At 70.3% G+C, this 13,118-nt stretch carries 11 protein-coding genes; 9 read left to right on the top strand and 2 right to left on the bottom strand.

The genetic code is table 11. The annotated features are described in order from the left end of the window. The first annotated feature begins 30 nt into the window (after positions 1-30). Positions 31-234 carry a cold-shock protein gene (locus QM721_RS14400; protein WP_415123187.1) on the top strand — a complete coding sequence of 68 codons (204 nt, stop codon included), beginning with the start codon at positions 31-33 and terminating at the stop codon, positions 232-234. Positions 235-313: 79 nt separating this feature from the next. Here QM721_RS14400 and QM721_RS14395 read toward each other — a convergent pair whose 3' ends face one another. Beyond that, positions 314-973, bottom strand: a complete 660-nt coding sequence (locus tag QM721_RS14395) for a response regulator (protein WP_415123185.1) — start codon at positions 971-973, stop codon at positions 314-316. Further along, complete coding sequence (locus QM721_RS14390) at positions 964-2,136, bottom strand: sensor histidine kinase (RefSeq protein WP_415123183.1); 1,173 nt, start codon at positions 2,134-2,136, stop codon at positions 964-966. Before QM721_RS14390 ends, QM721_RS14395 begins: the two co-directional genes overlap by 10 nt. A gap of 590 nt (positions 2,137-2,726) precedes the next feature. On the opposite strand from QM721_RS14390, the gene QM721_RS14385 reads away from it, so the two are divergent. The 8 genes from QM721_RS14385 (at position 2,727) to QM721_RS14350 (ending at position 13,118) form a co-directional block, all read left to right on the top strand. Then, positions 2,727-3,203, top strand: coding sequence for a lysostaphin resistance A-like protein (locus QM721_RS14385; RefSeq protein ID WP_415123181.1), 477 nt, complete (start codon positions 2,727-2,729; stop codon positions 3,201-3,203). A 329-nt stretch (positions 3,204-3,532) separates the two neighbouring features. After that, positions 3,533-4,756, top strand: a complete 1,224-nt coding sequence (locus QM721_RS14380; protein WP_415123179.1) for a toxic anion resistance protein — start codon at positions 3,533-3,535, stop codon at positions 4,754-4,756. A 45-nt stretch (positions 4,757-4,801) separates the two neighbouring features. Further along, positions 4,802-5,356 (top strand): hypothetical protein, encoded by a 555-nt coding sequence (locus QM721_RS14375; protein WP_415123177.1) that lies wholly within the window; start codon positions 4,802-4,804, stop codon positions 5,354-5,356. Further along, positions 5,353-7,050, top strand: a complete 1,698-nt coding sequence (locus tag QM721_RS14370) for an AAA family ATPase (protein ID WP_415123175.1) — start codon at positions 5,353-5,355, stop codon at positions 7,048-7,050. Before QM721_RS14375 ends, QM721_RS14370 begins: the two co-directional genes overlap by 4 nt. Then, the gene (locus QM721_RS14365; RefSeq protein WP_415123173.1) at positions 7,047-8,351 is read left to right on the top strand and encodes a hypothetical protein; all 1,305 of its coding nucleotides are present in this window, start codon (positions 7,047-7,049) and stop codon (positions 8,349-8,351) included. Before QM721_RS14370 ends, QM721_RS14365 begins: the two co-directional genes overlap by 4 nt. Then, positions 8,348-9,478, top strand: a complete 1,131-nt coding sequence (locus QM721_RS14360; RefSeq protein WP_415123172.1) for a hypothetical protein — start codon at positions 8,348-8,350, stop codon at positions 9,476-9,478. The genes QM721_RS14365 and QM721_RS14360 overlap by 4 nt, the downstream gene beginning before the upstream one ends. After that, the gene (locus QM721_RS14355; protein WP_415123170.1) at positions 9,475-11,775 is read left to right on the top strand and encodes a tetratricopeptide repeat protein; all 2,301 of its coding nucleotides are present in this window, start codon (positions 9,475-9,477) and stop codon (positions 11,773-11,775) included. Before QM721_RS14360 ends, QM721_RS14355 begins: the two co-directional genes overlap by 4 nt. Continuing rightward, positions 11,772-13,118, top strand: a complete 1,347-nt coding sequence (locus QM721_RS14350) for a protein phosphatase 2C domain-containing protein (RefSeq protein WP_415123168.1) — start codon at positions 11,772-11,774, stop codon at positions 13,116-13,118. The genes QM721_RS14355 and QM721_RS14350 overlap by 4 nt, the downstream gene beginning before the upstream one ends.

Below are 13,118 nucleotides of genomic sequence, written 5' to 3'. Positions count from 1 at the left end.
GGATCACCGAGGTAGCAGAGGGAGAATTCCATGGCGCAGGGAACCGTCAAGTGGTTCAGTGCCGAGAAGGGCTACGGCTTCATTGAGGTCGACGGCGGCACGCAGGACGTGTTCGTGCATCACACGGCGATCGATGCACACGGCTTCCGCACCCTCACCGAGGGTCAGAAGGTGGAGTTCGAGATCACCACCGGGCCGAAGGGCCCGCAGGCCGATCAGGTCAGACCTCTCTGACGTCAGAACCGAACCCAGTCAGCCGACGGGGCCCCGACCTTGCCCAGGTCGGGGCCCCGTCGGCTGCTGGTCGAATGCTTCAGCCCAGCGACGCTCGTTGCACGGCGAGAGCGATCTGCACACGGTTGGTCGCGGCAAGCTTGCCCAGCAGCCGACCCACATAGGTCTTCACTGTCGGCAGCGACAGGTAGAGCCGGTCGGCGATTTCTTGGTTGCTGAGGCCGTCAGCGATCAGCAGGGCGACCTCGCGTTCCCGATCGCTCAGTTCGGCAAGCGGGTCGCTGCCTGGTGGCCGCGGCGCGCGAGCGGCCAACTGGGTGACCCGGCGCAGCACGGCCGGGCTGAACGGCATCGCGCCGGCCGCCGCCTGCCGAACCGCGTCGATCAGTTCCTCCGGCGGGGCGCTTTTGAGCAGAAATCCCTGGGCACCGGCCTCGAGCGCATCGGCGATGAACCCCTCGGTGTCGAACGAGGTGAGCGCCACCACCGCTGCTGTGTGCCCTGCGGCGACGATCGCGCGAGTTGCGGCGATCCCGTCCAGAACCGGCATGCGCAGGTCCATCAACACCACCTGGGGTCGCAGTGACGCCACCGCCTGCACACCGGCCCGTCCGTCACCGGCCTCGCCGACCACCTCGATGCCGGGCGTACCGTCCAAGATCAGGCGTAGTCCGGCCCGAATCAGCGGCTCGTCATCGACCAACAGGGTGCCGACGGTGGGGGGCGTGCTCAGGTCCATGGCAGCCATGCTCGCAGTACGAAGTCGCCGTCTTGGCGGTCGGCGTCCAACTGGCCCCCGGCGAGTTCGATACGTTCGCGCAACCCGATCAAGCCGTAGCCGCCGGCCAGCGCTGACCCGGCGCCGAGCCGATTGCGGACCTCCACCTGCGCCCACTCACCCGGTAGCCCGGTGACGGTGAGGGTGACGATCTGTCCGGGGGCATGCTTGACCCCGTTGGCTATTCCTTCGGTGACGACCCGGGCGAGCGCCCGCGATGCCGACGGTGCGAGCGTTTCGAGCTGTCCGGCGAGGGCCGGGTCGAAACTGAGCCGGACGTCCGCTCCTGGTACGGCTGCGAACCCCTGCCCGTCGGCCACTGTCAGGTCGGCCAGGGTCACGTCGGGCCGGACGTCGTGCTGATCGTCACGCAGCACGGTGAGCGAGGCATGCAGTTCCTCGGCCGCCGTCTGGGCCACCTGCTGAATCAGCCGGGCAGCCTCTTCGACCCGGACGGGTCCGGCGTCGGGGTGCACCGCCAGCCCACCGGCGTGCAGCGAGATCAGCGACAGACGGTGCGAGAGCGTGTCGTGCATCTCGCGGGCAATCCGGGTTCGCTCGGCGAGCCGGGTGCCGGCGACAACCGCGGCCTGTTCGCGCTCCACCGCCTCCGCCCGGTCGCGAAGGGACACCAGCAACTCGCTCCGGCGCCCCAGCGACAGGCCGACCAGCACGACGACCGCTCCCACCAAGCCCCCCGAGGCGAGGCTCAGCCAGCCGTCCGGGTCGGCTGCGGCGATCGGAAGCAGCATCGCAACCCAGGCCGCCCCGGCCGCGATCAGCCAGCCGCGGCGACGCCAGGCAGCCACCGCACCCAGCGAGACCAGGGCGACCGGCACGGCGAACGTGGATGCCGCCGCCGCACAGATGATGGCCAGGGCGGCGACGCCCGCGCGGGTTCCTGGCCGGGCCCGTGCCCCGATCACCAGCGGCAGCAGCGCGATCACCAGCAGCCCCAGCACCACCTCCCCGAGCATGCGCACCGCGATCGGCTCAAACTCGGCGTCCGGTAGCTGCGCCAAATCGGGATAGGCCGTCATCCACGCGACCACTTGCGCCAGGGCCCCCAGCAGGGCGATCCCGGCCAGCAGCGCCGGCGTCCGGGTTCGGCGCAGAATGCTCACCCGGCGCAATCTACCGGCGTGGCGGGCTGGCCCAGGTCAGTCGAAAGGATGCCCGTCCCAGCCGAAAGTATGACCCAGCCAGCGACCTGCGACGACACGCTTCGTCCGGTCGGCCGATCCCGCGGGGCGGGCGCTCACGGCGAGGGTGAAGCCATGACGCTTTCACTGGCACGCACCACAACACCCGCCCCGGCTCGCAACCCGGAAGAATTTGACCTATTTTCGGCTGAGCCGATGCACGCCCGGCTGGTCGCGGCCGCTCGCCACCATCGGCCTGTTCGTGCTGGCCTACGTGGTCTTCGGAGCCTGCCTGGTGGTGATCTGGGTGCTGCTGCAGCTCTCGCCTGAGGCCTGGAGCGTCGAGGAGTTCGACATGAACGATCCGGTGCAGGCGGCGTTCGCCGCCCTGATGCTCGCCCTGTTCATTCCGGCCGCGCGACTGACCGTTCGACTCATGGGGCGCCGCGGCACGCTCGACTCGGTGGCGGGACGCATCCGGTGGAGCCTGCTGGCCCGAGCAGTGGCGCTGATGACGGTTCCGGTGCTGCTACCGGCGGCCAGCTGGGTGGGCGCTGGATCCGGTGCTGCCCGTGATCACCCCTCGCACGCTGGGCCTGCTGGCGGTCGGGGTGCTGATCATTCCGCTCCAGGCCGCGGGCGAGGAGTACCTGTTTCGCGGCCTGCTGATGCAGGCCATCGGGCACTGGCTGCGGGCACCGGTCTGGGGGCTGCTGCTCTCAGTGCCGCTGTTCGTGTTCGGGCACAGCTACGACGCCTGGGGGCTTGCCTCGATCGGTGTGTTCGCGGCGGTGGCGACCTGGCTGACCTGGCGCACCGGGGGCCTCGAGGCCGCCATCGCCATGCACGCGGTCAACAACGCTGTCGTCTTCGTCATGGCCGCGTTCGGGATGGGTGACCTGAACGCGACGCTCACCACCTGGTGGAGCGCTCTGCTGTCGTCCCTGATCTCAGTCTGCTTCGCGGTGATCTTCGCCGGGTGGTGGCGCCGAATCGACGGCGACTCCCGTTACGGCCGGACCAGCACACCGCACCGACCGTCCTGCTGATCGGCTGCTGCCCGGACGACCCCGTGACCGTCCGGATCCGCGCTTCATTGGCGGGCACGCCGAGAAACGCACGTATTGATGTGTGCCCCAGCCGCCGTTCGCTCCCGCCGCGCAGAAATGAGGGTTATGGCCTGCCCTGGCGGCCGGCATAACCCTCATCTCTGGGCGCGGGGGTCTCAGCCGGACGCCGGGGATCGTCAAAACGCAGCTATCGCCGCGTGCCTGCCCCGACTTCCAGGGTTGCCCCCGAGCGCTCCCCACTGCCTGCTCACCCGCCCGCCCGCTAGATTGGACGGCACCGCCCTGTTGACCGTTTCGAGAGGCAGTTCATGAGCTCGACCACTCCCGCCGGCGGCGCCGCGGCCATGCCGCTGCAGCCGCCGACCACCCTGTCGCTGACCGTGCCCGAGGCGCCTGCCGCGGTGGTCGCCACCCAGGCGCCCGCCATGGCCCCGCAGGTCGAGGCTGCCCAAGTGCCGGTGCTCGACGCCAAGGTCGACGAGTTCCTCAACGCACTGGGTTCGGCCGAAGAGAAGTCGCCCACGTTCGCGGCGCAGGCCGACGCCGTGCGCAGCATGGGTGACGCCGACATTCGCAAGGCCGCCGAGACGTCCAACCGGCTGCTCAACACGCCGGTGCGCGCGCTCAAAGAGGGCGGTCTCTCCGAGGGGTCCAAGGTCGGCCAGACCTTGATTCAGTTGCGACGCACCGTCGAAGACCTCGACCCGGGCCAGGCCCGCGGCCCCAAGAAGTTTCTCGGCATGATTCCGTTCGGCGACCAGGTCACCGACTACTTTCGCCGCTACCAAAGCAGCCAGCAGCAACTCAATGGCATCCTGCACGCGCTACGTTCGGGCCAGGACGAGCTGACCAAAGACAATGTTGCGCTCAACATGGAGAAGCAGAATCTGTGGACGGTGATGGGCCGGCTCAACCAATACGTCTACATCGCCGAACGGCTGGACGCCCGGCTTTCGGCCCAGATCGCCGAACTGCAGATCACCGACCCCGAGAAGGCCAAGGCGCTCAGCCAGGACGTGCTGTTCTACGTGCGCCAGAAGCACCAGGACCTGCTCACCCAGCTCGCGGTGTCGATTCAGAGCTACCTGGCCATCGACATCATCATCAAGAACAACATCGAGCTGATCAAGGGCGTCGACCGGGCCAGCACCACCACCATCTCGGCCCTGCGCACCGCCGTGATCGTGGCGCAGGCGCTGGGCAACCAGAAGCTGGTGCTCGACCAGATCACGGCGCTGAACACCACCACCTCGCAGATGATCCAGCGCACGTCCGAGATGCTCAAAGACAACTCGGCCCGCATTCAAGAGCAGGCGGCCAGCTCGACCATCGGCCTGGAGCAACTGCAGGCGGCCTTCGCCAACATCTACGCCACAATGGACTCGATCGACGAGTTCAAGGCCCGGGCGCTCGACACCATGGCCCAGACCATCGGCGTGCTCGAGAACGAGGTGGTCAAGAGCAAGGACTACCTCGATCGGGTGGCACAGCAAGACACCCGCAGCCAGTCGATGCCGCAGATCAGCCTCTGATCGACCGCCTCATCGAACCGACACGACAACGCAGTTGGGCACACCATGGGTTTTTGGGACTGGCTGACCGGCCGTGATTCCACGCCGCCGCCGGCTGCCCTGCCCGAGGTCGACCCGGCGCCCACCGAGGCCGACATCATGGCCTCGCTGGCCGGGGTCGACCAGTTGATCGGTTCGGGCCGGCTGCCCTCGGTGGTGCGCTCGCGGGCCGCCCGGGTGGCCGACCTGGTGCGCAAGACCCTGCCCCGGCTGGAGTCGCTGGGGCTGGGCAGTTACGACAGCTATTCGGTGGTGGCCACCGCGACCGACTACCTGCCCGAGGCGATCGGCGCCTACCTGCGGCTGCCGCAGGACTGGGCCGACTCGCGTCCGGTCGAGAACGGCAAGACCCCGCTGCTGCTGCTGATCGACCAGCTCGACCTGCTTGGCGCGACCATGCAGAAGATCTACGACGCGGCCAACTCCACCGATGCGGCGGCGCTGATCGCCCACGGCCGGTTTCTGCAGGAGCGCTTCGGCCACTCCGCGGCCCCCGTCGACCTGACCGTGCCGCCGGCCACCGACCAGCCTGCGACCTCCCTCAACCTGGAGCGCCCGTGACCGACCCCGACCTGGCCAAGACCCTGGACGACCTGGCTGCCGCAGCCCGCACGGCCGGGGTGGACGCCGCCGCTGCCCGGGTCGAGGGCGAACAACTGGCGGCGGCGGTGTCGGAGTCGGCGGTCGGATCGTTCGTCGATTGGTGCGCCGCCACCGGCCGGGCGATCAGCGCCGCCACCTTCATGGACGCCGCCCTGCGGGGCCGCAAATTCCGGACCTCGGCCACCCCGCTGGTCGCGCAACTGCACAACGCCCGCTCCAGCCATGCCGTGCCGTACGCGAGGGCCCTGGCCGAGGTTGCCACCGCGGCAGCCCTGCTCGGCTCCCCCACGCCGCAAAGCACCGGTGCCGCGCAGGGGGCGGCGGGCGTACAAGTGAGCGCCGCACAGGGCATCAGCAACGGAGGCCGCCCTGGGTTGACTGCGGCCTCGTCCGACGACGCCGAGTTCGTGCGGCAGGCACCGCAGATCTTGTCGTCGGTGCTCGGCCGGCTGCATGAGAACCAGGCCAGGCTGCTCGATCTGCGCCAGCTCGACCCGTTCGGGCCCGGCGCGATTCCCGGGCTGGAGTCGGCGCTGTCGGGCAGGGTCTCGACAGGCTCGACCAGCGGAGAAGTCTCGACAGGCTCGACCAGCGGGGAGCCCCCGGGGCAGGCCGCGCCGCCGCCGTCCGCACCCGAGCAGCCGGTACAGCCGGTGCAGCCACAGGCGCCCACACAGCCCGAGAAGAGCCTCGACGAACTGCTGGCCGAGCTCGACGCGCTGGTCGGGCTGGGCAGGGTGAAGGCTGAGATTCACCGCCAGACCGCCGTGCTCAAGGTGGACGCCCTGCGCGCCAAGGCGGGGCTGAAGAGCCCGACCATCACCCGGCACCTGGTCTTCGTCGGCAACCCCGGCACCGGCAAGACCACCGTGGCCCGGCTGGTGGCCGGCATTTACCGGGCGGTCGGGCTGCTGACCAAGGGCCAACTCGTCGAGGTCGACCGCTCCGAGCTGGTCGCCGGCTACCTGGGCCAGACGGCCATGAAGACCGCCGAAGTGGTCGCCAAGGCCGAAGGCGGCGTGCTGTTCATCGACGAGGCATACAGCCTCAACGGCGACCAGTACGGCGAAGAGGCGATCAACACCCTGGTCAAAGAGATGGAGGACAAGCGCAACGACCTGGTGGTGATCGTGGCCGGCTACCCGTCGCCGATGAGCGTGTTCATCGCCCAGAACCCGGGCCTGGCCAGCCGCTTTCGCACCACCATCGGCTTCGACGACTACACCGACGCCGAGCTGGAGCAGATCTTCACCGGCATGGTCGCCGGCGCCGACTACGACCTGGGCAAGGGCTGTCTCGACACGTTCCGGGCCCTGCTGGGTCGCCAGGTGCGCGACCAGACCTTCGGCAACGGACGCTTCGCCCGCAATGTGCTCGAGGCCGCCATCGGCAAGCACGCCTGGCGGTTGCGCGACGTCACCGAGCCCAGCATCGACCAGCTACGCACCCTGCTGCCCGACGATCTAGAGACCGATCCGGCGCCGGTGGTCGACTGGACGGGCGTGCCCGGTGCAGGTCTGCAGCCACCGGCCGATCCATCGGCCACCACCGGCGCTCGGCCGTCTCCTGCTGCCTCGTCGCCCGACACGCTGTCGGCCGCGCCACCCCCCGGCAGCGCCGCTGACCCCAGCCAGCCGGGCGGAGCGGCATGAGCCCCACCCCTGTCACCGTGACGACGCTCCGCGGGCCTACCCCCACGGCGCCCGGCACTCCCCCCGCTCCGGGCACCCTCGGCGTACTGCCCCGCACCTCGCCGCCTGCCCCGCCGCGCCGCGCGTCCACCCCGCGCTCGGTGCGCCGGTTGCGTCGTCTGCAACTGGCCGCGGTGGCACTGCTGCTGGCCTTCGGCGCGTTCGCGATCACAGCCCTGGCGGTGTCGTTCAACGCTGCCGCGCACGCCGCGGAGAGCCTCACCCAGTACCACCGGCTGGCCGATGCCCGGGTGCAGGCGTTGCGGGTGCAGCAGAGCGCCAATGCCTGGGCGCTCACCCCCACCACCGCCGTTCGCGACCAGCTCGACGACCAGTTGGGCACGCTGGCCACCACGCTGGCCGACGCTGCGGGGGTGGCCGACGACCGCGACCGGGTGGTGCCGCTCACCGGCGCACTGGTCAACTACGCCATGACCCTGCAGAACGCCCTGAACGCCGACGGAACCTCGTCGGCAGCCATCGCCAGCAAGGCCAACGACCAGTTGGCCATCGACCTGATCACCCCGCTCGAGGCGGCCACCGCGGCTGCGGGCGATCGGGTGGCGAGCGACCTGAACACCAACTGGGTGTACTGGGTCGCCGGGGCCGCGGTGCTGGCGGTCGGCGCCCTGGCGGCGATCGGCGTCGCGCTGGCCCGGGCCTCGCACCGCTACCTGAACATCGGCGTTGCCGCCGGGCTGCTGTGCGCGGTGGTGTCGGCGGTGGTGGTGTGGTCGGTTGCCGGGGCCGCCAGTTCGGTGGCCTTCGACTTCACCGACTCAAGCCGCGCCGACCTCGACAACATCGCCGTCGCCCGCCAGCAGATTCATCAGGCCCGTGCCGACGAGTTGCTCGCCATCGGCCTGCAATCGGACGGCGGCAGTTACCTCACCCAGTGGACCGCCGGCTACACCGCGGCCACCTCCGCGGTGGCCGAGGTGACGAAGTCGAGCAAAGTCACCAAGGCGCTGACCACGTACAACACCGCGCACACCACGGTGGCGAACCTGATCGCCAAATCGCAGTGGGCCCAGGCCAGCAATGCCGCGATCGGGTCGTCCGGAGCCGGCGCAGAGGCCTTCGCCAACCTCGACAGCGCCCTCAGCACGTTGAACACCACCCTGCGCAGCCCGGTCATCTCGAGCGTCACCGGCGTCGGCAATGCGGTGATCAGCGGCATCGCCGGGGTGATCCTGCTCACCCTGGCCGGTGCCGGGCTGACATTCTGGGGCGTGGCCCGGCGCATCGAGGAGTACCGATGAGCCCGGTCATCGCACCGTCGGCGCCGGGCCGGCTGAACGAACCCGTGCAACCCCAGGCGATGGTTGGCTACCTGGCCGAACTCGACGCCTGGGTGGCTGCGCGGCGCAGCGAACTGGCCGCCATCGATACCGAGATCCTGGGCCGCAAGCTCGACACGCTGACCGCCGACCTGCAGTTGTCGCTGGCCCTTTGGCAGGCGGTGAAGAGCCGCTACGACCTGCTGCTGGTTACCTGGGACTCCGGACGGGTCGGGCCCGCCGAATGCGCCCGGCTGTCGTCGCTGATCTGGGGACGGCTCGACCCCGGCCCCTCACCCTCGGCCCAGTTGGCCGGTATGGCGGTGTCGCTGCCCGAGGCCAGCCGGCTCTCGGACGCCCTGGTCGCCCAGTTGCGGCAGAAGCTGAACTTCGACCCCAATGCCGAGCAACTGGCCCGCCGGTTGCTCGACCTGCGCGCCCAGGTGGAACGCATTCGCGAACAGGCGGCCAACGAGCCGTCCACCGCGCGGCCGGCTGCCGCCGCGCAGGTGTCGCAGATGGCCGCGCGAGTGAGCGACCTGGAGGGCAAACGGGAGCGCGGCGGCGACATCGGCGGCCTGCTCGGCCCGCTCGAGATCGACGCCGCCCGCTACGAACGCGACCTGATCGTGGGGGGCGCCAAGCGGCGCGAGAACCGCGACGCGCTGGCCCGGGCCCGCGAGCTGACCGACGAGCTGACCGCGCGCGAGCTGGCACTGCGCCAACTGGTGGCCAACACCGTGGCTGCGGTGTCGCCGGCCCCCAAGTACGCGGTGCCGGACGTCGCCGCACTCGGCCCCGTGCCCAACACCCGGCAGGCGATCGACGTTCACCTCGAACGGCTCGGTCAGGTGGGCCGAGCCATGCAGGTGGTGCAGGACGCCTACTCCGGGGCGCTGGCCGAGCGTGACGCCCAGTTGGGGCTGGTGGCTGCGCTGCGCGCCAAGGCCGATGCGCTGGGCTTGGGCGGCAACCAGGATTTCACCGCGATCGCCGATCACGCCGAGCGACTGTTGCAGCGCCCTCCGGCCCCGATGGCGGTGGTGCGGCAGTTGCTGCCGGCCGCGCAGGCGATGCTCGACTGGCTGGCCGAAGGGGGCAGCCGATGAAGTGCCGCCAGCCGGGTTGCACCGGAACCATCACCGACGGCTACTGCGACGTCTGCGGCATGCCCGGCAATGCCGCCACCATGCCGGTCGGGCGCGGGGTGGCCGGGCGCAAGCCGTCCGCCACCGGCAGCGGGCCGTGCCGGCAGCCCGGCTGTTCGGGAGAGATCGTCGACGGCTACTGCGACACCTGCGGCATGCCGCCCGAGGCGGCGCTGACGCCCACCGTGTCGTCGGTCACCCGGGCCTCGGTGCAGTTGGGGTCGACGGCCCTGGGTTCGGCCCGCGCCACCTCGTTCGGCGCCCGTCCGGCCAGGCGTCCGGCAAGCGCGGCGCGGCTGCGCATGGGCCGCATCGGCCAGGGGCTCACCGTGGTTCCGCCCGCGCCGGCGGTCGACCCCGCCAAGGCCGTGATGGTGCGCGCCGAACTGCCCGAAGACAAGCGCATCTGCCCCAACTGCGGCGCCCACGTCGGACGCTCCCGCGACGACGCCGCCGGACGCTCCGACGGTTTCTGCCCCCAATGCGGCGCCGGCTACTCGTTCAGCCCCAAGCTTGCCGCCGGCGACCTGGTGGCCGGCCAGTACGAGGTGGTCGGGCCGCTGGCGCACGGCGGCATGGGGTGGATCTACCTGGCCCGCGACAAGAACGTGAGCGACCGCTGGGTCGTGCTCAAGGGTCTACTCAACACCGGCGACGCCGACACCCTGAAGGCCACACTGAGTGAGCAGCAGTTCCTGGCCCAGGTGGAGCACCCGCTGATCGTCGAGATCTACAATTTCGTCAGCCACGACAAATTCGCCTACATCGTGATGGAGTACGTCGGCGGTCGCTCGCTGAAGCAGTTGCTGCAGCAGCGCATGGAAGCAGGCGGCGGCAGCTACGACCCGCTGCCGGTCGACCAGGCGCTGGCCTTTCTGATCGAGATTCTGCCGGCCTTCAGCTACCTGCATGACTTGGGCCTGCTGTACTGCGACTTCAAGCCCGACAACGTGATTCAGGTGGGTGACTCGCTCAAGCTGATCGACCTCGGCGGGGTGCGCCGAATCAGCGACGACGATTCGGCGATCTACGGCACGGTCGGCTACCAGGCACCTGAGGTGGCCACCGCCGGTGCGAGCATCGCCGCCGACATCTTCACCGTCGGACGCACCCTGATGGTGCTCTGCGCCGAGGTGCCCGGCTACCAGACCGAGTTCGAGTTCAGCACTCCGCCGGCCGACCAGTTGCCCGCGTTTGCCCAGAACGACTCGCTGTATCGGCTGCTGCTCAAGTGCTGCGCCCACGACCCCCACGACCGGTTCGACTCGGCCGAAGACCTGCGGCTGCAGATGCTCGGGGTGCTGCGTGAAGTGGTGGCCACCCGCACTGGCACGACCGCCAGCACCTCGGTGTCCTCGCCACTGTTCGAGGCACCCACCGTGTCGGGCAACCGGTTCGACTGGCGGCAACTGCCGCAGTTGCGCACCGATGCATCCGACCCGCAGGCGGCGTGGCTGGCCTCGCTCGACGCCGGCGACCCGGTGGAACGCCTCGGCGACCTGCTGCGGGCGCCTGCCGCGACCAGCGGCGTACTGCTGGCCCGCTGCCTGGCGGCGCTCGAGACCGGCAACCAGCGGGTGCTGGACGACGCAGTGAACACCCTGCTGACCAACGATCCGTGGGAGTGGCGGGCGGTGTGGATGGCCGGCCTGGGCGCGCTGCTGCGCGGCGACCACGCCACCGCGCTGTCGTCGTTCAACGCCGTCTACGGCCAGCTACCCGGCGAGCTGGCGCCCAAGCTGGCGCTGGCCGTGGCCTGCGAGTTGGCCGGGCAGGCCGAGGTCGCAGAGCGGCTGTACCGCAGTTGTGCCGCCACCGACGCCAACTACGTCACCCCGGCCGGCTTCGGGCTGGCTCGGCTGCGCGCCGCCCGTGGCGACCTGCCCGGGGCGCTGGCGGCACTGGAGCTGATTCCGCAGACCTCGCGCGGATTTCTGGAGTCGCAGAAGCTGAAGACCGAGGCGCTGATCAGCCTGGGCAACGACGCGGCGCACCTGGGTGAGGCGCTCAAGGTGCTGCAGCACGCCCGGTTCGACGAGCACAGCCAGCTCGGGTTCGAGTCGGCGATCTACGAACGGGCGCTTCCGCTGGCCGCGAAGGGGTCGGTGAAGTTGGGGTCGGCCACGTTCACCGAGGCCAACCTGCGCGACCGGCTCGAGGCCGGTTTCCGTCGGCTGGCCCAGTTGAGCGCCGACCCGGTGGAGCGTGCCGAGCTCGTCGACCGGGCCAACGCGATTCGAGTCTGGAGCCTGTTGTGAACGATCAGGGTGCGAACTGGCCGCTGTGGACGACCTCGCAGCGGGCCCGCGAACTGGCCGCCGAGCGGCAGCCGGTCGTCGAGCAGCAGCCGGTCGTCGAGCAGCAGGCGGTCGTCGAGCAGCAGGCGACAGCTCAGGCGCTGCCCGGCCAACAACAGTTTCCGGCCGAGGCACTGGTCGTCGGCCAGGAGTTCTCCAGTCTCGCCCTGGCCGCGCCCTGCCCGCGCTGCCTGCGCCAGGTGAGCCCCGACGTGCGCTATTGCGAGAACTGCGGCTACGACGTGCACCCCGAGGTGGGCGCGCTGGCCGCAACGGGCGTGGCGTCGGAGGCGACGGTGAAGCTGAACCGGCTGGCTCAGCGGCGTCCGGCCTGCCTGGAGTGCGGCGGCCTGGTGGACGCCGACGGCTACTGCCAGACCTGCGGCAGCAAGGCCCCCTCACCCCGTGACCACTTTGAGAGTTCACCGGCCGACTGGGTCGGCGGGGTCTGCGACCGAGGTGTGCTGCACGACCGCAACGAGGACGCGATGGCGTTGTGGGTCGCGCCGGCCCCAGACCGCGCCGCGGTGCTGGTGGTCTGCGACGGGGTGAGCACGTCGCAGGACTCCGACGTGGCTGCGCTGGCCGCCGCCGAGCGGGCCCGCGACGTGCTGGCCGACCGCTGGTCGAGCGATCGCTGGTCGAGCGATCGCTGGTCGAGCCCGTCGAGACCCACCGACCCGAACACCGACCCCCTGATCGACGCGGCCGCTGAAGCCCAGGCCGCCGTGGTCGCCCACACCGCCCCCGAGAGCCCGAACGCCGCCTCGTGCACCTTCGCGGCAGTACTCGTCGACGGCGACCGGGTGCACTGGGCGTCCCTGGGTGATTCGCGCATCTACCTGCTGGGCGATGAGGCGGCGCAGTTGAGCACTGATGACTCGTTGGCCGAAGAGTTGATCCGCGGCGGATCGTCCCGCACCGACGCCGAGACGGGGCCGCGGGCGCACGCGATCACCCGCTGGCTCGGCCGTGACGCCGATGACGTCGTGCCGTCCACCGGCAGCTACCGGGTGAACGGCCCCGCCTGGCTGCTGGTCTGCTCCGACGGGCTGTGGAACTACGCCTCAGAACCGGCTGCGCTCGCGGCGCAACTGGCGCGGGCCGCCGCACCGGGCGGCAGCCCCACCGAGATCGCGGCCCGGCTGGTCCGCTGGGCCAACGACCAGGGCGGAAAGGACAACGTCACCGTGGCCCTGGCTCGGCTCGCGGCTAACCTGAGCGATGCAGCACCAGCACGTGCGGACGTCCAGGCTCGGGCCGGGGCGCAGCCGTCACCGATGAACGTGGAAGAGAAGATCTGA

The sequence above is a fragment of the Micropruina sp. genome, assembly GCF_047602085.1.
GTDB lineage: Bacteria > Actinomycetota > Actinomycetes > Propionibacteriales > Propionibacteriaceae > Micropruina.
This window is presented reverse-complemented; position numbering and strand designations above follow the sequence as displayed.